The sequence below is a fragment of the Parabacteroides sp. HGS0025 genome (genome assembly GCF_000969845.1).
GTDB lineage: Bacteria > Bacteroidota > Bacteroidia > Bacteroidales > Tannerellaceae > Parabacteroides > Parabacteroides gordonii.
The window spans coordinates 737529-760317 of the sequence record NZ_KQ033903.1 but is presented as its reverse complement, the minus strand read 5'-3'; the positions used below and the strand labels follow the sequence as shown (position 1 = coordinate 760317).

Sequence of the window (22789 nt, the reverse complement as noted above, 5' to 3'; positions counted from 1 at the left end):
GTGCGGACAAATAAACGGAAATCCACGCCCAGGTTGATCATGACGTTGCTGGTTAAGAATGAAGAGGATATGCTGGAGGAAAATCTGATTTTCCATAAAGCAATGGGTGTGGATGGGTTTATCATTACAGATAATAACTCATCCGATCGTACGCCGGAAATTATCCGGAAATATAAAGAGAAAGGGTGGATAGTAGAAGCCATTGAAGAGAAAGCGACGGATTATCAACAGAAAAAATGGGTAGATCGCATGATCTGGAAGGCAAAATCGGTGCATAAAGCAGATTGGGTTATTAATGCGGATGCCGATGAGATATGGTATGCTCCTTCCGGTGACCTGAAGACAGAACTTGTTTCGAGCCGGGCAAATGTCCTGACCTGCGAGATGAAGTGCGTTTATCCCGAAGAGGGTAAGCCTTTCTGGCAATGGGGGCAGACTGTCGAAGTTGTAAACGATTTAGAGCGATATAACCTTTCCCGTTATTCTCTTTTTGCCCGTCAGAATAAGAAAGTGATTCATCGTACAGCCGGTTATATACAGATATCGATGGGTAATCACAAGGTGACTATGTTCCCGAAAAAGGTGGCAAAGAGTAATATTCGTATCTATCATTATAACATTCGGGGTAAAAAACCGTTTTTAGAAAAGATGATCAACGGTGGCAAACAGTTGGAACAAAACCCTAAAAAGCATGGAGGACGTCACTGGCGTTACTTCTATCAGCTTTATAAAGAGGGTTTGCTGGAAGCCGAATATGATAAAGTGATAGGAGCGACATCGTTCGATCAGCTTAAACAAGATGGGTTTATCCGAACGGATACAACCATACCGGAATGGTTTGGGCGATTGGATGAAAAAACGATAAAATGAAACATGCATATTTGGTTATAGCACATGGAGAGTATCTCGTATTAGAAGCTCTTTTGTCGATGCTGGATGATGAAAGAAACGATGTTTTTCTGCATGTGGATAAGCGTTCATACGAGTTATCCCGCCAAGTGGGTCTCTTTCGGATGAGAAAAGCCGGTTTTTATCTTTTGGAGAAACCTATGAAAGTGCATTGGGGAGATATCAGCCAGGTTAAAGTTGAGTACCTGTTATTTGAGACGGCTTTGTCGAATGGGCCGTATGCTTATTATCATTTGTTGTCGGGAGTAGATTTGCCTATACAACGTCAGGATTATATTCATACGTTTTTCCGGGAGAATGCCGGAAAAGAATTTGTGGGCTTTTGGCAGAGCTCTTTTCATCAAAAAGATATGGATCGTAAGGTGTCCCGGTATCATCTGTTCACACGGCGTTTTAAGGGTGGAAATATTTTTTTGCACTCTGCTTCGTCTATTAGTCGTAATATCGTATTATGTTTGCAGAAAGTTTCCAAATATCGCAGGTATCATGAACTGGAATTCAGGAAAGGGGCAAACTGGGTCAGTGTCACGCATGAGTTTGTAGAGTATCTTATGACAAAGAAGGATTTTGTCTTGAAACGCTTCCGGTATACGCTTTGTCCGGATGAGATATTTCTGCAAACGATTTTGTGGAATTCGCCATTCCGCTTCAATTTATATTCGAAGGAAGAGACGGATGACAGTTCTATGAGGAAAATAGACTGGGAGCGCGGAAGACCTTACGTGTGGCAGAATACGGATTATGAAGAACTGGTCGGTTCGGATATGCTTTTTGCACGCAAATTCAGTTCTGCGAACCGGAAATTAATTGATAAAATACAGAAGCACTATAGCGAATAAAATAGAAATCGCACAATGGGAAATATAAAAGTTGCCGTTATCGGTTTGGGATATGTAGGATTGCCGTTGGCAAGATTGTTTGCAACGCGTTATCCTGTCATTGGTTTCGATGTAAAGGTAGAAAGGGTGGCGGCTCTGAAAGCCGGAAAGGATGTCACGCAGGAGATTTCGGACGAATGCCTGTCCGCCGTTCTCCTTCCCGGATTGCCGGCTGATGGCGAAACAGGTTTGTATTGTACTTCCGATATAAATGATCTGGCTGTCTGCAATTATTATATAGTGGCTGTTCCGACACCGGTGGACAGCCACAACAGTCCGGATCTGACCCCTTTGTACCGTGCCAGTGAAACAGTCGGCAAGGTGCTGAAGAAGAATGATATTGTGATTTACGAGTCTACCGTTTGTCCGGGAGTGACGGAAGAGGAATGTGTTCCTATTCTCGAGAAAACATCCGGTCTGGCTTTTAACCGGGATTTCTTTGCCGGTTATTCTCCCGAGCGTATCAATCCGGGAGACAAGGAGCATACGGTAGAAAAGATTATGAAGGTAACTTCCGGTTCGACACCGGAGACGGCAGAAAAAGTCGATGCGCTCTATCGCTCTGTAATTACGGGAGGAACATTTCCTGTATCCAGCATCCGTGTGGCGGAAGCCTCCAAGGTGATTGAAAATACCCAGCGCGATATCAATATAGCTTTTGTAAATGAGTTGTCTAAAATCTTTCATCTGTTGGATATAGATACGAATGAGGTGCTGGCGGCAGCCGGAACGAAATGGAACTTTCTTCCGTTCAAACCGGGATTGGTCGGAGGGCATTGCATCGGTGTCGACCCTTATTATCTGATCCGTAAGGCGGAGGATTATGGATATCATCCCGGACTGATTCTGCACGGTCGCCGTATTAATGATACGATGGGTGAATATATAGCCAACCGGGTCGTCAAATGTATGATCAAGAAAGATGTTCCTGTGAAGTCTTCAGAGGTATTGATGCTGGGCTTCACCTTTAAAGAAAACTGTCCGGATGTGCGGAATACCAAAGTGGGCGATGTTGTCCGTGTTTTGAAGGATTATGGAATAAACGTTTCCGTATATGATCCTTGGGCTCGTCCGGAGGAAGTTCGGAAGGAGTATGGCATTGATCTGACTGTCTCTTTATCCGGTAATAAAAAGTACGATGCCGTAGTGCTGGCGGTAGCACATAAGGAATTTATGACCCTCGATATACCGTCGCTTGTAAAAGAAAACCATGTAGTATATGACGTGAAAGGTTGTCTGAACCCGGAATGGGTAGACGATCGTCTCTAACAAAATAACAAACAGAACGTATAGAATGAAAACAAAGACGCTCTTTTCTATTTTTATTTGTTGCCTGTTATCACTATCCTCCGTACAGGCTGGCAACTGGTGGGATAAAGTACCCTTATTAGTCTATACTCCCCGCTATTTTGGAGCCAATGCCTTTCCTATACCGGAGATGTTGGGAGGAAAGCTTTCATCCCGTTGGGAAGTCGAACTCAGGGGTGAATATCATACGATGCCGGGGGATAAGACCAAAGATGTTTTTGCCCGTTTGTATATCCCCATTGCCAAAGGACGTGCCGGTGTTACGGTTCAGGGAGTGATCCAGGAATGGTATGAGACTTCACCGGAAGTGCGTGACGAACGTAATGCCGTGGAGGTAAAACAGCCTATCCCTTGTCATGGGGATGCTATTTTCGGTTTCCATTATCAGGCTCTTACCAGTGAAAAGTGGATGGATATCATCGTAAGTGCCAATCTGAAAACGGCCAGCGGAGGACGCTTGTGTGATGCCCGTTATACGGATGCCGCCTCTTATTGGTTCGATTGCAATATAGGACGTACGTTATGGAATAATCCGGAAAAGACGCTTTCTGTCCGTGCACAGGGAATGGTCGGCTTTTATTGCTGGATGACAAACAGTATTCAGAACCGGCAGAATGATGCACTTTGTTACGGGCTCGGCTTGCAGGGAACCTGCCATAATTTTACGTTGGATGTAGATTATTCCGGTTTTCGTGGTTACAGGGGAGAAGGGGATAAGCCGATGGTTTTCCGTTCCAAGCTAAATTATGAGATTAAGAAAAACATTGTCTCGTTCAGATATAAGCACGGTTTGCAGGATTATCTGTATGATACTTTCTCGCTGGCTTATATCCGTTGCTTCTGATCCGTTTTATTTTCGTCCGAAGTCAGCCGGTATCTCACCCCATACCGCCGTCTCCCATTTCAGGATGGTGGTGGTATAAGTGTTGGAGTTGAGCCATTTCTCGGCACGTTCTATCAGCTCGAAGATCGGTTCGTTGACTGGTTCGCGTTCGAGTAATGTTTTACATTTCTTCTTTTTTACCCAGATAATGGCGTTGCGGCTGTCTGAATAAATAGGCAGGTCGCTTCCTTTCTGCTTCAGCAACGCCAGGCCATGTACAAGGGCCAGAAATTCACCGATATTATTGGTGCCCTTTTTCAACGGCCCGATATGGAAGATTTCCTGTCCGGTAGCCGTGTAAACGCCGCGATACTCCATATCCCCCGGATTACCGCTGCAGGCAGCATCGACAGCCAGACTCTCATTGATAGGCTTTCCGATGGGAGCCTGTGGAGCCAGGTTGGAAGCAGCTTTGGCTGATGACGCAGCTTTCAGGTAATAAGAATACCCTTTTTCGAAAGCCTCGGCAGCCTCTTCGCGGGTTTCGAACGATTTGTATTTGGCACCATCCTGTCCTTCAACCTGCATCTTACACTCCGCCCAGTTGTCATAAACTCCCGGGTTCAGCCCTTTCCATACTACATAATATTTGTTCTTCGCCATTGTCTGCTATTATTCAGATAAGAGTACAAAGGTAATACATCGGAACGACTTTTTCAGATCCCAACTATAATTTAAGGAAATCATAGTTATGAGGAAAAAAAACTTTACATTTGCGGTAAACAATCATATACGAGATGAAGCGTATTTTTTTGATAGGTTATATGGGAGCCGGAAAGACGACGGTCGGAAAAGACCTGGCGGAACGGATGAAACTCTCTTTTATCGACCTGGACTGTTATATCGAAGCCCGCTATCACAAAACTGTCGGGCAGATTTTTGCTGAGAAAGGAGAAGAAGCTTTCCGTGATATTGAACGGCGGATGCTTCAGGAAGTCTCGATGTTTGAAGACGTATTGATCTCGACAGGCGGCGGTGCTCCCTGTTTCTTTGATAATATGGAATTTATGAACGCGAACGGGACGACTGTCTATCTGAAAGTATCGGTGCAAGAACTGGCCAAACGCCTGGAAGCCTGCAAGGGTACCCGTCCGGTGTTGAAAGGACGTTCCGGAGAGGAACTGGTTGCATTTATTGCCGAAAGCCTGGAGAAGAGAACCCCTTTCTATACGAAAGCTTCAATCGTATTTGATGCGGAAGTGATGTTGACAGAGTCGGATGTACATGAAATATCGGAAGCATTAGAAAATATATTATATATAATAAGGTAAAGGCAATTGCAGGAGTTGCCGACAGGAGTCGTATTATGGAAGCAACAGGAGGCAAGCAGGTACAGGGGGCATATATCCCTCAGGAACTGTTGAAGGAATTGAATAAGGTAAGCAACCGCTTACTGATTGGTATCCCTCGCGAACGGAAAGAAGGGGAAAAGCGTTTGGTGCTTACTCCCGAAGCTGTCGATATGCTGACCGATCGCGGACATCATGTGCTGGTAGAATCCGGAGCCGGACTGGGTATAAACTATTCCGATAACCATTATTCCGAGGCAGGAGCTCAGATAGTCGCAACCCCGGCTGAAGTATTCCAGGCCGATATTATCCTGAAAATCCTTCCCCCGTTGCCGGAAGAAATCCTGTTGATGAAACCCCGTTCGACCATATTCTCGATGGTGCAGCTCAACCTTTTTGCCGCTGAAGCCTTCGAACTGATGATGGCCAAGCGTATTACGGCTATCGCTTACGAACTGATGTCGGACGACCAGAAAAGATGTCCGGTATTGAATATCATATCCGAGATAGAAGGAACCGCTTCGATTACCATCGCTTCCGAGCTGTTAAGCAATACGCAGGGGGGAAAAGGGATCCTGTTGGGTGGAATCCCCGGCGTCTCACCGACCGAGGTCGTTATTGTCGGAGCCGGTAATGCTGGGACAGTTGCTGCCCGTGCCGCCCTGGCGCTGGGAGCTTCGGTGAAAGTCTTTGACGATGATATTAATAAGCTCCGTACCATTCAGCAGGTGTTGGGGCAGGGACTTTTTACTTCCAACTTTCATCCGAACGTATTGCACAACGCTTTCCGTACCGCCGATGTGGTGATCGGAGCTATGCGTTATATCAATACCCGTTACCGTTACGTGATTGCGGAGGAACTGATCCGTACCATGAAGCGGGGCTCACTGGTGATCGATCTGCGTATCAGCCAGGGAGGATGTTTTGAGACTACCTGCTGTTTGGGTAAAGCAGATCCGACCGTGTTTGAACAATATGGCGTATTGCATTACTGCAAACCCAATATCAGTAACCGGGTGGCACGTACCACTTCAATGGCTTTCAGTAATATATTCGTACCCGTTTTCCTCTCGTTGGGGGATGCCGGGTCAGTCCAGAATATGATAAAGACAGATGATGGCTTTCGTTCAGGTGTTTACATGTATTGTGGAAAACCTGTAAGCAGTTATGTATCTAATCATTTTAATTTATCATCTAATAACCTGGATCTATATCTATCTGCTTTTTAAGCCCCAAAAGTTTTGAACTAGCCAAGTTTATTCTTTACTTTGCGGAAATCTAACTACAAACAAGCGATTAAAGCTAATATAAGTAATTATGGCAGAACAGACAAAAGTAACAACTTTGGAACAGGTTGTAGTTCGTTTCTCCGGAGATTCCGGAGACGGTATGCAGTTGACCGGAACAATCTTTTCAAATCTGTCGGCTATCCTCGGAAATGAGATCTCTACATTCCCCGACTATCCGGCAGAAATTCGTGCTCCACAGGGAACACTTAGTGGTGTATCGGGATTCCAGGTGCATCTGGGATCGCGCAAGATCTTTACTCCGGGAGATAAGGCAGATGTATTGGTAGCAATGAATCCGGCCGCCCTGAAGGTTAATGTAAAGAATATCAAACAGAATGCGATTGTTATCATAGATACCGATTCTTTCAAAAAGGCTGATCTCGACAAAGCATTGTTCACTACCGACGATCCATTCAAGGAATTAGGTCTGGGAAGTGTGCAGGTGGTTGCCGCCCCGATCTCCACAATGGTGAAAGACGGACTGGCTGAATACGGCCTGGATAATAAGGCTGCTCTGCGTTGTAAGAATATGTTTGCTTTAGGACTTGTTTGCTGGTTGTTCGACCGTCCTCTGGAAGAGGCTATGAACATGCTCCAGAATAAGTTCGCTAAAAAGCCGGCTATCGCAAAGGCTAATATCAAAGTCTTGACCGACGGTTATAACTACGGACACAATATCCACGCAACGGTTTCCACCTATCGTATCGAAAGCGAAAAGGCAGAACCGGGATTCTATACGGATGTAAACGGAAATAAGGCTACTTCCCTCGGGTTGATTGCCGCTGCCGAAAAGTCCGGCTTGCAGTTGTTCCTGGGAAGTTATCCTATTACCCCCGCTACAGACATCCTGCATGAATTATCAAAACGCAAAGACCTGGGAGTCGTTACTGTACAGGCTGAAGATGAAATAGCCGGTATCTGTACTGCTATCGGTGCCAGTTTTGCCGGTAGCCTGGCTGCTACTTCCACTTCCGGCCCGGGACTGGCTCTGAAGAGTGAAGCTATCGGTCTGGCTGTTATAGCCGAAATACCTTTGGTGATCATCGACGTACAGCGTGGTGGCCCTTCTACAGGTATGCCTACCAAGAGTGAACAAACCGACCTGATGCAGGCACTTTACGGCCGTAACGGTGAAAGTCCGCTGGTTGTGATTGCCGCTTCTACTCCGACAGACTGTTTCGATGCTGCTTACTGGGCAGGTAAACTGGCCGTTGAACATATGACTCCGGTTATCCTGTTGACAGATGCTTTCATTGCAAACGGTTCGTCTGCATGGAAACTGCCTGATCTGGACAAGTATCCGGAAATCAAACCGAATTACGTATCTAACTATACGGAAGAAAAGGTGTGGAAAGCATACCGCCGTGATAAAGAAAGTCTGGTTCGTTACTGGGCTATCCCGGGTATGGAAGGTTTCGCACACCGTTTGGGTGGTCTGGAAAAAGACTACGAAACAAGTGCGATCTCAACGGATCCGATCAACCACCAGAAGATGGTTTCTACCCGTCAGGCAAAGATCGACAAGATTGCCGATTATATCCCTGAACTGGAAGTGATCGGTGACTCCGATGCCGACCTGCTGCTGGTAGGATGGGGCGGAACCTACGGACACTTGTATGAAGCAATGGAGACCATGCAGAAACAAGGCAAGAAGGTTGCGATGGCTCACTTCAAGTTTATCAGCCCGCTGCCGAAGAACACGGTTGAAGTACTTTCCAAGTTTAAGAAAGTCGTTGTTGCCGAGCAGAATAACGGACAGTTTGCCAACTACCTGCGTGGTAAAGTTTCCGGATTCAATCCGTACAGATTCAATCGCGTAAAAGGCCAGCCTTTTGTTGTTGCGAGATTAGTTGAGGAATTCACTAAAATATTGGAGGCTTAAAAAATGACAGATATAAAATTCGAACCGAAAGATTATAAGAGCGACCAGTATGTACGTTGGTGTCCGGGTTGTGGAGACCATGCCGTATTGAACTGCTTACACAAAGCAATGGCTGAAGTAGGAGTGGCTCCTCACAATATGGCCGTTATCTCGGGTATCGGGTGTTCTTCCCGTTTACCTTATTATATGAATACTTACGGTTTCCATACCATTCATGGACGTGGTGCTGCTATTGCAACAGGTGTAAAGACGGCTCGTCCCGACCTGAGCGTATGGTTGATCACAGGTGACGGCGACTGTCTGGCTATCGGTGGTAACCATTTCATCCATGCCGTACGCCGTAACATCGATTTGAACATTGTTCTGTTCAACAATAAGATCTATGGTCTGACAAAAGGTCAATACTCTCCGACATCCGAACGCGGTTTCGTCTCCAAGAGTTCTCCTTACGGAACAGTGGAAGATCCGTTTATCCCGGCCGAACTGGCTTTGGGTGCACGCGGAAACTTCTTTGCCCGTGTGATCGATGTAGACCTGAAGAATACAACCGAAGTGTTGGCTGCTTCAGCCCGCCATAAAGGTGCTTCCGTTACCGAAGTATTGGTCAACTGTGTGATCTTTAACGACGGTATCCACAAAAGTATCGTCGATAAGGAATTCCGTGCAGACCGTACTATCTTCCTGCGTCACGGCGAAAAGATGGTCTTCGGAAAAGACGGTAATAAAGGCCTCGTATTGGACGGCTTGAAGCTGAAAGCTGTTACGATCGGCGAAGACGGCTATACGATGGATGATATTCTGGTTCATGATGCCCATGAGAAAGATACGACTCTCCATATGATGCTGGCTATGATGAAAGACGATATGCCTATCGCACTGGGAGTTATCCGCGATGTGGAAGCTCCGGTATACGACCAGGCCGTTCATCAGCAGATCGAGGAAGTACAGACGAAAAATCCGACCCGTAAGCTGAAAGATTTGCTTATGCAGGGTGAGATCTGGGAAGTAAAATAAGATGGAAAAGGCGGTCGGATGATCGCCTTTTTTATTTCAGATAGTACTGTGCCTGAACACTTGAACTGACATTTTTGTTCTATATTGTAAGGTCTGGTTTGCAAATAGACTAGTGTATTTGTTAATTGCATGGAAAAGAGCAATTATTACTGAAAAATTTCCTTAATAGAGTATCAGCAATTAAAAAAAATATTACTTTTGTACCGGTCTTAACAAGGCGGGGTAACAGCAAGTTACAAGTAGGTATCAGAGCCCTGCTGTTTTTAATTTCGAGAGAGAGAAAAGTTATATAAAGTCAATCATTTAAATTATTATCAAGAATGGCTAATTTAGATTTAAGCAAGTACGGAATTACCGGTGTAACAGAAATTGTACACAATCCGTCTTATGAAGTTCTGTTCGCAGAAGAAACAAAACCAGGTCTGGAAGGTTTCGAAAAAGGTCAGGTAACTGATATGGGTGCTGTAAACGTTATGACTGGCGTTTATACAGGACGTTCTCCTAAAGATAAATTCTTTGTAAAGGATGCTACCAGCGAAAACACTGTATGGTGGACATCTGAAGAATATAAAAATGATAACAAACCAGTAGACGAAAAATGCTGGAAGGCTTGTAAAGAATTAGCAACAAAAGAACTTTCTAACAAAAGATTGTTCGTTGTTGACGCATTCTGCGGTGCTAACGAAAACAGCCGTCTGAAACTGCGTTTCATCATGGAAGTAGCATGGCAGGCTCATTTCGTAACAAACATGTTCATCCGTCCTTCAGCTGAAGAACTGGCTAACTTCGGTGAACCTGATTTCGTTATCATGAATGCTTCTAAGGCTAAAGTTGAAAACTACAAAGAACTGGGCTTGAACTCAGAAACTGCTGTAGTATTCAACCTGACTGAAAAGATCCAGGTTATCCTGAACACTTGGTACGGTGGTGAAATGAAGAAAGGTATGTTCTCTTACATGAACTATCTGTTGCCGCTGCAGGGTATGGCTTCTATGCACTGTTCTGCTAACACAGACAAAGAAGGCAAGAGCTCAGCTATCTTCTTCGGTTTGTCAGGTACAGGTAAGACTACATTGTCTACAGACCCGAAACGTCTGTTGATCGGTGATGACGAACACGGATGGGATAACGACGGTGTATTCAACTTCGAAGGTGGTTGCTACGCTAAGACTATCAACTTGAGCAAAGAAAACGAGCCGGATATCTGGAACGCTATCAAACGTGACGCTCTGTTGGAAAACTGTACAGTAGACGCTAACGGCGCTATCGACTTCTCTGACAAGTCAGTTACAGAAAACACTCGCGTTTCTTATCCTATCTATCATATCGAAAACATCGTTAAGCCGGTTTCTAAAGGCCCGCACGCAAAACAGGTTATCTTCCTGTCTGCTGATGCATTCGGTGTATTACCCCCGGTTTCTATCCTGACTCCGGAACAGACTCAGTACTACTTCCTTTCTGGTTTCACAGCTAAATTGGCTGGTACAGAACGTGGTATCACTGAACCGACTCCTACATTCTCAGCTTGTTTCGGTGCTGCTTTCTTGTCATTGCACCCGACTAAATACGGTCAGGAACTGGTTAAGAAAATGGAAATGGCTGGTGCTAAGGCTTATCTGGTTAACACAGGTTGGAACGGTAGCGGCAAACGTATCTCTATCAAAGATACTCGTGGTATCATCGACGCTATCCTGGACGGTTCTATCGACAAAGCTCCGACTAAGGTTATTCCTTATTTCGACTTCGTTGTTCCTACAGAACTTCCGGGTGTTGATCCGAAGATCCTTGATCCTCGCGACACTTATGCTGACGCTGCTCAGTGGGACGAAAAAGCTAAAGATTTGGCAGGCCGCTTCCAGAAGAACTTCGCTAAGTTCACTGGTAACGAAGCTGGTAAGGCTTTGGTTGCTGCTGGTCCGAAATTGTAATTTCCCTACCGGAGATAAGTTTTTATCAAAGGTTAAGAATAAAGCTATTGAAAAGCGTAGAACATCATGTTCTACGCTTTTTTTTATATATTTGAATGAATTTTATTATAATTGTTAGCGTATTTTAATTTCTATTGCTATCTTTACCGCATATTATCTGTTAATGTGGGGTTTTAAGGTATAATGATTAAACGTTTATTACTGTTTTTCGGAGTCGTATTGTTCTTGTCGTCATGCGGCGGGGACGTCCCTTACCGGATTGAAGGCAAATTGTCTAATCTGGAAGATGAGACGCTATATGCCGTTTTTGAGAATGACAGTTATAAAGTAGTCGATACCATCACCTGCGAAAAACCCGGACAGTTCTCTATCAAACGGAGTGAAGGCGACTTCAATACGGTAACAATTTTCTTCGATCATAAAAAGCGCTGGGCAACGGCTTACCTGATACCGGGCGAGAAAGTGACGATAACGGGCGATGCCCTTTATCCGGCTCTGCTGCAGGTAAAAGGCGGACGTATTAACGACCAGTTGACGGTTTTCCGTAAAAGCGTCAACCCCTTGCTGAAGGAACAGGCTGATTTGATCAATATCCTGAATAATAAGAGTAATCATACCAATACAATAGAGGAGACGGATATTCCTTCCCGCCTGACGAATGTAACCCATTCGCTGAGTGAGCGTGCTCAGGCCTATATCCAGGAGCATCCGGATGAAGAAGCTTCGGCTGTCCTTTTGCAGTATTTCTTTATGAATCCGGACGATACCCGCAAGATGGACGAACTCTTGGCGGTGCTGAGTCCGAAGTTGAAGGATTTCTACCTGATCCGTAAATTGCAGGAGTATAGTGCCAAGGCGCAGCGTACTTCGCTGGGGGCTGAAGCTCCGGGATTTAATGTGAAGAATATCTACGGGCATACCGTAAGTCTGGATTCTTTCCCTAAACGTTATTTATTACTGGCTTTTACAGCTCCGTGGTGCGATATGTGCCAGACGGAAGATCTGCTTTTGGATAAGGTCGCTATGAAATATCCGAAAGACAAGGTCGAAATGTTACTGGTCAGTCTGGATGATGATCCGAAGGAAGTCCGTAAGTTGTTGGCTAAAGACAGTATCGACTGGAACCTGGTGACCGACTCGGCCGGTCAGGCTACTATGCTGGTCGACCTGTATAATGTAAATGCGCTTCCGCGCTGTTTCCTGATCGATGAGGATGGTAAGATCATCATGAAAACGGACAACGGCCTGGAAATCGAACAAACACTCGAAAAACTGGTAGAATGATGAGATAACGAATTATAAACTTTCAACCAAAAACCTTTTAATTATGTTAGTAAAATCTTACGCTGCTGCCGTGCAGGGCATTTCTGCAACCATCGTAACCATTGAGGTGAATTGTACAAAAGGCATCCAGTTCTTTCTGGTAGGCCTTCCCGATGTCGCTGTACGCGAAAGTCACGAACGTATCATTTCCGCACTTCAGGTGAGCGGGTATAAATTCCCCCGCAACCGTCTCGTTATTAATATGGCACCTGCCGATATCCGGAAGGAAGGTTCGTCGTACGACCTGCCGCTGGCTATCGGTATACTGGCGGCTGCCGAAGAACTGGATGCGTCGCGTCTGGATCGTTTTCTGCTGATGGGTGAACTGTCGCTGGATGGTAGTCTGCAACCGGTAAAAGGAGTCCTTCCGATAGCGATCAAAGCACGGGAGGAGGGTTTTAAGGGATTTATCCTTCCGAAGCAGAACGCCCGTGAAGCGGCTGTCGTGAATGACCTGGATGTGTATGGGGCGGAGAATATCAAAGAAGTGATCGAGTTTATTGCCGGCAGACGTGACCTGCAACCTACCGTTGTCAATACACGGGAAGAGTTTTACGCCCGTCAGCAACAGTTCGAATTCGACTTTTCCGATGTACGTGGACAGGAGAATGTGAAACGTGCCTTGGAAGTAGCTGCGGCAGGCGGTCATAACCTGATCATGATCGGCCCGCCGGGGAGCGGTAAGTCGATGTTGGCGAAACGCCTGCCTACAATCCTTCCCCCATTCACTTTGCACGAATCGCTCGAAACGACAAAGATCCATTCCGTTGCCGGGAAAATAGGGGTGGAGACATCCCTGATGGTGCAACGGCCGTTCCGTTCCCCGCATCATACCATTTCGAATGTGGCGATGGTAGGCGGCGGTGCTTATCCGCAACCGGGAGAGGTGAGCCTGGCGCATAACGGTGTGCTTTTCCTGGATGAATTGCCGGAGTTCAACCGGAGTGTCCTTGAAGTGATGCGTCAGCCGTTGGAAGACCGGAAGATAACGGTTTCCCGTGCCCGTTTCTCGGTCGATTATCCGGCCAGCTTTATGCTGGTTGCTTCCATGAATCCCTGTCCCTGCGGATATTACAACCATCCCGACCGTCCCTGTCTTTGTCCACCGGGTGCGGTGCAAAAGTATATGAACCGTGTTTCGGGGCCGTTGCTAGACCGGATAGATATACAGGTGGAGATCGTGCCTGTTCCTTTCGAAAAGATCTCCGAACAACGTCCTTCCGAGTCGAGTGCCGATGTCCGTGAGCGGGTGATCAAAGCTCGTTCCGTCCAGGAAAAACGTTTTGCCGGTCACGAAGGTATCTATTGTAATGCCCAGATGAGCACTCAACTTCTTCATACATATGCTGTCCCCGATGCTGCCGGGCTGGCTCTTCTCAAAACAGCCATGCAACGCCTGAGCCTTTCCGCCCGTGCCTACGACCGTATCCTCAAAGTTTCCCGTACCATCGCCGACCTCGACGGCTCTGAAAAGATAGAAGCCCGCCACCTGGCCGAGGCTATCAATTACCGTAATCTGGATAGGGAGAGCTGGGGATTGTAGGAAAAATAGAGTTGTTTTTATCGGGTGAAATGTAATTAATTAGTTACCTTTGTATGAAATGCGGATTTCGATAGGCAATAATGAATATCGGACAATACTGTTTACAGTAGACGATAGGAATGTTATCCTCTCAACCAAAGTTGTTCTTTTGAATGGTTTCCTGAAAAAGTCAACCAAGGACTATGAAAAGCAAATAAAGAAAGCATTGAAACTTATTGATAAATATAACTTATGGGAGATATAATAGTAGAAAATAAAACCAAGCTGTTGAGCTTTACTAAAAGGCTGGTAGAAGAGTATGGTGAATACGGCACTCCGGAGCGTGAAGCTTTTCAGGCAAAGGCCTTAGCCTGGTATTATGGCGAGATACTTCGCGATCGTCGGAAGGAATTGAATTTGACTCAGAAACAGCTGGCGGAACGCATAGGAAAAGAACGTGCTTATATTGCAAAAATCGAGAAAGGTGAAACGGATATGCAACTATCCAGCTTTTTGCATATTGCGAATGCATTAGGGCTAACGGTTGATTTGAAGCCTATTCCCTGATAGCACATAACCTTTCAGCCTTCAGTGCCTTCATCTCTCTTCTAGCTTTTAATTAATAAGGAATAGCCCATGAACCCGGTTTTCATTTCGGGTTCATGGAGCCTTCATGGGGGCTTCATCAAACTTTTATTACATGCCAGAGGTTGCCTCGCATCGTATGTCTTTTCGCTATTTCGTTCTTTATGAGGACGCGGGCGAAAGTGTTCATATTGGTTCTGCTTAGATGCACGCCGCTACGTTTTTGCATATCCAGCAGCATCTCGGTGGCCGACAGCCAAAGGCCTTCCTCTCCCGATTCCGCCTTCCGGTAATATTGAAGGAGCAACTGCTCTTCCGCCGGGCATTGCTGAAATCTTCTGTTGTCCTGCATGATAGCGACCTCTTCCTCATGTGTGAACCAATACCGTTCGCCACGCTTCAATGCTTCGAGTGCCTGTGCATACAATTGCTCGTAACAGATTGTCCGGCTGTTGTCGATCTGCCCGTTCAGCTCGATGCAGAGAAAACGGCGGCTACCTGTCGGGTCGGACAGCAGGTCGAGGTTGTTGCAGGTCGCCATGAACGAGCCATACCGTTGTCGACTGTGAATACTCTGCCCGTACGGCTGCCTGATCTTCACTTCCGGCTTCTGCAATAAATGTTTCAGGAAAGCCTGCTGCCTGGAACTGATCGAATCGAACTCATCCAGGTTGATCAACGCAAAACGTCCCAACGTCATTTCCGCTTCCCGCCGACTGCTGAAATCGAGGCTTTCGGCATAATACTCCCGCAACTCCGGAGGTAGGAGCGATCGGCACCAGGTGGACTTGCCACATCCCTGTGGCCCCACGATAAGCGGAACTACACTGTTGGCATGCATCCTGTCCATCTGCCGCCATTGGGCAACCACTCCCAGGAACCAGATATAAAAACGGTCGCGCCACTTCCCGTTTTCCACCGGTAACGAGTCGGCCAGGCTGCGTATCCGGTCTTTTCCGTCCCAGGCCGGCAGATTTTCGAGATAAGTATCCAACGGATCATAAGAAGGTGTTGCCGTGGAAAAGATAAAACGTTTCACATCCCTGTCCCACAGCTCGATTCCCTCTTTCTGTGCCTCTATGCTGATCGTGTTGATCACCTCGTCCGTCACCGGGCGGAAACGGAAACAGAAGGAGCACTGCTCCCGGTATTCCATATCACCCCTCAGTTTGTTACGCCGGAATTCATAACGGCGCAACATGAAATCATCCAGTTGCGCCATCAATACCTGTCCGGACGAAAGCTCCGGCTTGCCGCCGAAATTCTTCTCCATCAGGTAGCAGGTATGTATCGTTTCCCGCAGTTCTGGCTCGAACTTGCGGAAACCTGTATGTAGCAACGTCCAGCGTACGGCATCCTCTTCCGGCACCCCGTTGCGGAAACAATGTTCGGCCAGGTTCACCAGAAACGCCTGCTTATCGGCTTCCGCTTGGGGAATCGGCGTCGTTGCCAGTGTCTTTTTCAGTGCCACGTTATACAATCGGGCGATGACCTGGTAACGTTCGTAACCCGGCATCAGGTGGTAAAGCGGCTCTTTCTTTTCTTTTGCCCTGCTTTCTGCCTGCATTTCATCCGGTTCCTGTTGCGGTTGGGGCATACGGATCGCGATCGCGTCGGGATTATAATAAAGTCCGGGATCGAACGTGTAGCGAACCCCTTTCGACAGCGAAGCACTGGTCGGCGTGACCGGCTGCTGTAATTGTTCCCCGTAGAAGATGGCCGCCCGGCGATAGGCATGCGCGTGAAACAATCCGATCTGCCGATTTTCGTCCGGCAATGAACCGTCTGGTAGCGTAAAGCGCGTCAGTATTTTTACGCTTCTACCGCTCGAACCGACAAAGGCCGCCAAAGTTTGGAGAATTTCCGCCGCTTTTCCCCGAATTTTCTCCGCTTCGGAGCGGTTGGCAAGCCGATTGATTTCTACCAGGATGATACCGGTATACCGCTTTAGGACGGGGTTGCCCGACGACCGGTTGTAAACTCCGCTGAAAACAGTCACCGGTAACTTCTCCACTTCGGCCGGCCGGCTCTCCGGCATGCAATAATCCAGCATTTCGCGAAATGCCGTTACCGGAATTTGTTTTTGCGCTGTCCGCATCTCTTCCAGTAAGGTTGCCAAGGCAATCTTTTTCATCTTTTTGTTCGTGCTTTTGTAAATCGTTGCTTCCATATTGATTGATTTTTGATGTTTCTGTCAGCAAATATACAACCGTGATATTCGGTTTAAAGAACGCTCCGACCGATAGTTATCCGGTTTTTGCTCTGTCCGCTACTAATAAATAAGTCGTTGTATCTTATGGTTTTGTTCGTTATATTTTATATCTTAGATGCCGACTTTTTATTCTTCCGCCAATTGTGATAAGATCTTTTGCCAGCTGTCGAATAATCTTTCGGCAATAGGCAAATAATCTTTCGACAATTGTCAAAAGACTACTAAGTAGGGACAAAAACAATAAGCACTAGTATATTAACCTATAATTGAATACTATATGGAAGCTAATTACAGGATGGAGCGAAACCCCAACCCCAAAGGCGAGAACGATGAGATGCCGTTGCATCCCCGCCTGATTCCTCATAATACATACAATATTAGAGAGTTGATGCGATACGGCAAAGAGCGGTCTACTTACTCGGAGGCCGATATTGCGGGTGCACTTCGACTGATAACGGATCTGGTGGCGGAAAATCTGCGTTCGGGAAATAATGTCGAGATCGAAGGGCTGGGCTTTTTCAGCGTCTCGCTTCAGTCGCGCCCGGTGATGGATAAGAAGGAGTTGCGAAGCGAGTCGGTGCATTTCAAGAACGTAAACTTCAGGTGCAGCCAGACGTTGAAAGACAGGCTGAAGACAATGCCGCTTACCCGTTTGAAAGAAGAAAAGTTGCGTACTTTCAACGACGACGAGAAATACCGCCGGTTGCAATGGTATATGGATCGCCACCCGTATATCACCGTTATGAAATATCGCGGATTGAACGGCTGCTCGGATTATTCGGCACGGAAAGACCTGGCCGGGTTTGTAGAGAATGGCACGCTCGAAGAGACCGGCACCCGCCATATAGCGATCTATACCCGTCCCGCCGGGAACAACGAACCGGAGCCGGCTAGCCTGATCATCGACTCGAATATCACCACGGATTAGTCTTTTCGGATGAAGGCGGAATGAAGGCCGGTATGAATGCGATCATGGAGTGCATTCATATTGCAAATTGCTTTGTATTAGTTGAATATGAAGCTTATGAAGGCATGAACGCACTTTTCTTGGAAAAGCGATTATGTACCTGAGTTCTTGCAGAACTTAGCTATTCCGGTATTCCTGCGGCCCCATGCCGACATGTCGTTTAAAGTATTTACCGAAGAAAGACATATTGGTGAAGTTGAGCGAATAGGCGATGTTTTGTACCGAAACATCCGTCGATTTCAATTGCGCCTTTGCATCCATAATGACCATCGACGCAATGATATCCATACATGTTTTCCCTGTGACCTGCCGTATCGTGGTGCTCAGATGTGCCTGTGTTATACCCAGTTTATCGGCATAGAAGGCCACATTCCGTTCCCGGCTGTAATACTGCATGACCAGCTGTGTGAAGTCGTGTGCAATCTTTTCGCTTTTGCCCTGTACGGTTTTTATCGTCCGGATGTCTTTGTACAATTCCCCCAGTCCGTAAACCAGTGTGAAAAGTATGTGTTTGATTACCTCTTTACTTATTTTCCCGTAAAAGGTAAGGTACGTTTTAGCAAGCAAGGCCAGATGATCCTGTATGATGGCGGCGACTTCCGCTTTCAGCGGGACGACAGGCGTGGCCTTTATTGTATAGAAGATATCGAGCGTCGGCTTGATCACGTTTGCTTCCGTGATAAACTGCGAGGAATATCCCAGGAAAAAGATCTTCAGATCACCTTCCACCTTGTGTATCTGAAGGATACTGCCGGGGATGATTGTCACGAAATCGTTCTCTTTTACCTTATATTGGGTCATATCGATCGAAGCCTCGATCTCTCCCCCCATGCAAAGCACGAAGATACCGGCCTTCAGTCGGCAGGGAAAATTGGTGTACATATTCAGTATTTCCCGGCTGATATCCATCCCTACGATCCAGTCTTCGGGTATGTCCAGGTTGGGTAGCTCCTTGGGTATATTTGCGTTCATTTGCTTGCTTGTTTACTGGATGCAAATGTATTTATTATTTTTCAAAGGATGTCGTCTTTTTCTTATAAATAGAACACCGGATTTATCCTTTCCGGTGCCATATCGTATATAATAAAGTGAGTTAGTTAATATGTTTTAAGGCATATCTAATAAAAAGGACAGTAAATCGCATAAATAGACCTTGCGGGATTTTATAATTCAAGGTTACTTTGCACCCGATAAAAAGTGCATATCACATTAGTATATAATATTAAGGTTAGACAATAACCGCAAAAATAGGTAGATGAGGGAAATGGAAATGACGAAAAGACATAGTTCTGCAAGAACTATGGTATTATTTGCATGTATTTCTGTATTAATAATAGGTTTGTTTGCTTGTGATGACCGGAAAGACGGTTCTTCCGCCCATTCGGGAAAACTCCGTTTAAGTTTGACTGCTGATACAACCTCTCTGAAGAAAGGTGTGAACTCGAATCTGACGAAAGCTGTTTCGGATGAGTTCCAGAAATTCCTGACCGTAGAGGATTACCAGATCCGTATCGTCACCGACAAAGACACAGTAAAATCTTACGACCGCTTCGACAAAATGCCTTCCGAGATCGAACTCCCCGAAGGTGCCTACACAATAGTTGCATCCAAAGGCAACGACCTTCCTGCTGCATTTGAGAATCCTTATTTTGAGGGGAGTACGGCGTTTACTGTCAAGGATGGTATGAGTACGCGGTTGGATATGACTTGTACACTTGGTAATGCGCGAGTAACAGTGGAGTCTACTGACGATTTCAATAAAGTCTATACTGATTACAATGTGGATTTGAAAACTGCATTGATGGATACTGTTTTCAGAATAAAGAAAAAAGATGAAGTGCGCCCAGCTTATTTGCAGGTTGTAACAGAAGGAACAGATACCAATATTACTGTCTATGTGAAAAAAGCGGGAGATACGGACTCAACAGCAGTTCATGTACAAACACCATTAAAACTGGAACGTCGCCAGAATGTTCGATTAATCCTGAAGTTGAGCGATGGAAATCAGGGAGTCGGTTTGGATGTTATGCTGGATGACGAGTTGACTTATCTTCCTGTTGATACTAAGATTCCGGAATATATGTATAAGCCGATGGGAGATGCTGAATTACGTCCGATTCATTTTGAGGATGGCGATGAAAAAGAAACACGTCCAGGAAGTTATGATAGTAATGCAATTGTTCATTTTAACATGCAGGGTGGGGTGAGTTCTTTGGTTATAAAAATAACGAAAGATAATGAAGATCCCGATATATTTGATATTACAACGACAGAAGGAGCGGCGGTGGCTGCTGCAAAGAACTTCAAATGGTCTAAAACAGATGACCCGGAGAAAGCGGTAACGGATCCTGTTACTGAGAAATGGATGGAGGGATATATATTTCTAGGTACTGCTATTAATAGCCTTGAGGCTCCTTTAGCAGTAGATGAAACTTATTTGTATAAGTTTGAGTTTTCAGGAAAAGATGCAACCGGTAAAGAGCATGAGTCTAATAATTTGACTTATAATATTATTATGCAGAATGCCAGTGCTCCAATTATAATAGAAAAGGGTAGTTTACCACTTTCTATTGTAGAAGGAGATGAACTGAGTGATGAGGTAGAATATGTATTAGAAGCTTCCGGTTTGATTGATAAAGATGTAACTTCATTAACGATTAATGAACAGGCATATAATCTATCCACTGATGCTACAACATTGAAGGATAGCTATGGTATTAATACTCGTTTTGATAGTGAGGCAAAAGCTGTAATCACTTTTACAAAATCATTTTCCGCAATGTTAACTGCTCCGGATGCTGGAAGTAAGGATTATAAGTTTGTAGTTACACTAAAAGATAAGAATGGAAAAGAAAAGTTTTTAGAGAAAGTTATATCTGTCTATGCACCTGTATTTACATTTGATACAAATGAGGGGGCAGCATTTGCCAAACGTGTTGTTCTGCACGGAACAATTCAAAAAGGGGATCCGAAGAAGTTGAATTTTATTTGTAACGGAACCGTTGCTAATATTTCGGATATAGTACTTGATGATCAGACTTACCAAGCGGTTTTAACAGGTTTAGAACCAAATAGTTCTTATACCTTACTGGCGAAATATAACAATAAAGATAACAGAAAAAGTCAGGCTGTAACTGTTACAACGGAAGAGGCAAATACCTTTGTCCCTAATGCTGGATTTGAAGAGTGGAGCATTGCTCCAGATGCAAATGGAAGTATTTTGGAAGGTGCTCCGGAACCTTCTGGTCTTGGAAAGAGTCCTAATGATCCTCCAGGACGTTTTTGGGAGATTTGGCAGCCTTGGACTGGTGAAGATACAAAAGGATGGAATACTAATAATGCTTATACAACACAAGATGGTGGTTTTAGTATAAGTAGTTGGATGCGTTATATTGCAACTTCTGCTGTGATTAAAGAGGCTGGTAAAGATGGAAGTGCAGCATTAATTCGTACAGTTGGTTGGGGAAGTGGTAGTACAGCAGCTCTCACATCTGGAAATATGGGGACAGTAAAGAACTGCACACCAGGAGAATTGTATTTGGATATGGATGTGAAAGACACTCGTTTTGGAAAAGATATTATCTCAAGACCTACTGCCCTTTCTTTTGATTATAAATATGTAAGAAAAAATAAAGATACGTTTATTGCGAAGTTAACTGCTTGGAATCAGAATGGTGATGTCATAACAAATACGGTATTAGAGGAAGGATTAGCTACTCCTACAGAAACATGGTCTAATCAAAAGCTGGTAGTAAACTATAGTGTTTCTAGCGGTTTAATGAAAGCAGAAAGAATTCGTATATCATTTATATCTGGTACATCAACAAGTAAAGACGATTTGCTAATATACCCTTCTGGTGCTAATTTAACAAGAGGAGAATATGTTGGAAGTCAATTATATATCGATAATGTTGAATTAATCTATGAATAATCGAAAGAATATGAACAAGCGAAATATTTTCTTACTCCTTTTTTTTCTACCCTTTTGGCTGCTGATAGCTTGTAGTCAGGAGAATGTGAATGAAAGTGACGATTTGTCAGGTATCCCCGATGGCATGGGAGTCGTTTATTTTAACATGAAGGCTCCTACAGATATTGAGATTCCTACCTTTATGACGCGTGCTACGCATCATTTTGATTTGGATCCGAATACTTTCTATCTGGCTATTTATGAAGATGGGGCTTCAACGCCTTATAAAACGTTTGCTTCATATAATGCATTGGTTGATTCAGGTCTACCGTTGCAACTGCCTGTTGGAAAGTATCAGTTGCTGGCCTCCTCTTTTGAGAAGAAAGACCAAAAGGTTTCCAAAAAACCTTATTTTGAAGGAACTACCCCATTTGCTGTTGAAGAAAAACGTGTTAGCCGGGCAGATGTAACATGTAAATATGCAAGCATGGCTGTGGAGCTTCGTTTATCCGAGCAATTTCGGAAGCTATTGGAAGATACTCCTTTGGCTTATGCTTTTGAGATGGATGTATACAATGGTGACGGTGATACCAAATGGTCTTTTTATCAGCGGCAGAAAGATGGGGAAGATTTGGAGAAGAGTCTTGATACCGGTTATTTCCTGACTGGTTGTACAAGGGAAGACGGAAAGTTACAAGTAAAGGTGCGTGTCCGTCTGGATAGTTCAGACTGGTACCCGGAAAGAGTCTTCTATTTACCGGAAGAAGGATCAATACCTAAAGTCGGTGAATATTATGTGATTAATCTGGATGCCGGGCCAGATGCCAAAGCTGTTATGTTGGATTCTTTTAGCATAGAGGAAAATTGAAAATGAAGAAATACTACATCTG

Annotated in this window: 19 protein-coding genes; 16 read left to right on the top strand and 3 right to left on the bottom strand. The window is 45.2% G+C overall.

Annotated elements, in window-relative coordinates:
* Positions 1–39 precede the first annotated feature (39 nt).
* Genes HMPREF1212_RS20130 through HMPREF1212_RS20115 form a run of 4 tightly spaced genes read left to right on the top strand, consistent with a single transcriptional unit; the run spans position 40 to position 3939 of the window.
* Positions 40–870, top strand: a complete 831-nt coding sequence (locus HMPREF1212_RS20130; RefSeq protein ID WP_369800854.1) for a glycosyltransferase family 2 protein — start codon at positions 40–42, stop codon at positions 868–870.
* Positions 867–1748, top strand: coding sequence for a beta-1,6-N-acetylglucosaminyltransferase (locus tag HMPREF1212_RS20125; protein WP_046150837.1), 882 nt, complete (start codon positions 867–869; stop codon positions 1746–1748). The genes HMPREF1212_RS20130 and HMPREF1212_RS20125 overlap by 4 nt, the downstream gene beginning before the upstream one ends.
* Positions 1749–1763: 15 nt before the next feature.
* Positions 1764–3056, top strand: coding sequence for a nucleotide sugar dehydrogenase (locus HMPREF1212_RS20120; protein ID WP_046150836.1), 1293 nt, complete (start codon positions 1764–1766; stop codon positions 3054–3056).
* A 25-nt stretch (positions 3057–3081) separates the two neighbouring features.
* Positions 3082–3939 carry a hypothetical protein gene (locus HMPREF1212_RS20115; RefSeq protein ID WP_028726513.1) on the top strand — a complete coding sequence of 286 codons (858 nt, stop codon included), beginning with the start codon at positions 3082–3084 and terminating at the stop codon, positions 3937–3939.
* A gap of 6 nt (positions 3940–3945) precedes the next feature.
* Here the strand turns inward: HMPREF1212_RS20115 and HMPREF1212_RS20110 are convergent, their stop codons facing one another.
* On the bottom strand, positions 3946–4581 hold the full coding sequence (locus HMPREF1212_RS20110; RefSeq protein WP_028726512.1) for a ribonuclease H1 domain-containing protein: 636 nt from the start codon (positions 4579–4581) through the stop codon (positions 3946–3948).
* 134 nt (positions 4582–4715) lie between these two features.
* Here HMPREF1212_RS20110 and HMPREF1212_RS20105 point away from each other — a divergent pair, with 134 nt between their 5' ends.
* The 9 genes from HMPREF1212_RS20105 (at position 4716) to HMPREF1212_RS20065 (ending at position 14792) form a co-directional block, all read left to right on the top strand.
* Entirely contained in the window at positions 4716–5249 is a 534-nt protein-coding gene (locus tag HMPREF1212_RS20105) for a shikimate kinase (protein WP_046150835.1), read from the top strand.
* A 35-nt stretch (positions 5250–5284) separates the two neighbouring features.
* The gene (locus HMPREF1212_RS20100) at positions 5285–6496 is read left to right on the top strand and encodes an alanine dehydrogenase (protein WP_028726510.1); all 1212 of its coding nucleotides are present in this window, start codon (positions 5285–5287) and stop codon (positions 6494–6496) included.
* An 88-nt stretch (positions 6497–6584) separates the two neighbouring features.
* Positions 6585–8438, top strand: a complete 1854-nt coding sequence (locus HMPREF1212_RS20095) for a 2-oxoacid:acceptor oxidoreductase subunit alpha (RefSeq protein ID WP_046150834.1) — start codon at positions 6585–6587, stop codon at positions 8436–8438.
* 3 nt (positions 8439–8441) lie between these two features.
* Positions 8442–9452, top strand: a complete 1011-nt coding sequence (locus tag HMPREF1212_RS20090; protein WP_046150833.1) for a 2-oxoacid:ferredoxin oxidoreductase subunit beta — start codon at positions 8442–8444, stop codon at positions 9450–9452.
* Between the two features lie 320 nt (positions 9453–9772).
* Positions 9773–11380, top strand: a complete 1608-nt coding sequence (gene pckA, locus HMPREF1212_RS20085; protein ID WP_028726507.1) for a phosphoenolpyruvate carboxykinase (ATP) — start codon at positions 9773–9775, stop codon at positions 11378–11380.
* Positions 11381–11563: 183 nt separating this feature from the next.
* Positions 11564–12664, top strand: coding sequence for a TlpA disulfide reductase family protein (locus HMPREF1212_RS20080; protein ID WP_046150832.1), 1101 nt, complete (start codon positions 11564–11566; stop codon positions 12662–12664).
* Positions 12665–12707: 43 nt separating this feature from the next.
* A complete protein-coding gene (locus tag HMPREF1212_RS20075) occupies positions 12708–14246 on the top strand; it encodes a YifB family Mg chelatase-like AAA ATPase (RefSeq protein ID WP_028726505.1) in 1539 nt (512 codons plus the stop codon).
* Between the two features lie 58 nt (positions 14247–14304).
* The gene (locus HMPREF1212_RS20070) at positions 14305–14490 is read left to right on the top strand and encodes a type II toxin-antitoxin system RelE/ParE family toxin (protein WP_052349776.1); all 186 of its coding nucleotides are present in this window, start codon (positions 14305–14307) and stop codon (positions 14488–14490) included.
* A complete protein-coding gene (locus tag HMPREF1212_RS20065) occupies positions 14478–14792 on the top strand; it encodes a helix-turn-helix domain-containing protein (RefSeq protein ID WP_044191441.1) in 315 nt (104 codons plus the stop codon). The genes HMPREF1212_RS20070 and HMPREF1212_RS20065 overlap by 13 nt, the downstream gene beginning before the upstream one ends.
* A 118-nt stretch (positions 14793–14910) precedes the next feature.
* Here HMPREF1212_RS20065 and HMPREF1212_RS20060 read toward each other — a convergent pair whose 3' ends face one another.
* On the bottom strand, positions 14911–16980 hold the full coding sequence (locus HMPREF1212_RS20060; RefSeq protein ID WP_046150831.1) for a VapE domain-containing protein: 2070 nt from the start codon (positions 16978–16980) through the stop codon (positions 14911–14913).
* 319 nt (positions 16981–17299) lie between these two features.
* Here HMPREF1212_RS20060 and HMPREF1212_RS20055 point away from each other — a divergent pair, with 319 nt between their 5' ends.
* Positions 17300–17950 carry an HU family DNA-binding protein gene (locus HMPREF1212_RS20055; protein ID WP_046150830.1) on the top strand — a complete coding sequence of 217 codons (651 nt, stop codon included), beginning with the start codon at positions 17300–17302 and terminating at the stop codon, positions 17948–17950.
* Between the two features lie 156 nt (positions 17951–18106).
* Here HMPREF1212_RS20055 and HMPREF1212_RS20050 read toward each other — a convergent pair whose 3' ends face one another.
* Positions 18107–18949 carry a helix-turn-helix domain-containing protein gene (locus tag HMPREF1212_RS20050; RefSeq protein ID WP_087880941.1) on the bottom strand — a complete coding sequence of 281 codons (843 nt, stop codon included), beginning with the start codon at positions 18947–18949 and terminating at the stop codon, positions 18107–18109.
* Between the two features lie 304 nt (positions 18950–19253).
* On the opposite strand from HMPREF1212_RS20050, the gene HMPREF1212_RS20045 reads away from it, so the two are divergent.
* Complete coding sequence (locus tag HMPREF1212_RS20045; RefSeq protein WP_157317079.1) at positions 19254–21920, top strand: DUF4493 domain-containing protein; 2667 nt, start codon at positions 19254–19256, stop codon at positions 21918–21920.
* A gap of 10 nt (positions 21921–21930) precedes the next feature.
* A complete protein-coding gene (locus tag HMPREF1212_RS20040) occupies positions 21931–22767 on the top strand; it encodes a DUF4493 domain-containing protein (protein ID WP_046150827.1) in 837 nt (278 codons plus the stop codon).
* Positions 22768–22789: the final 22 nt, after the last annotated feature.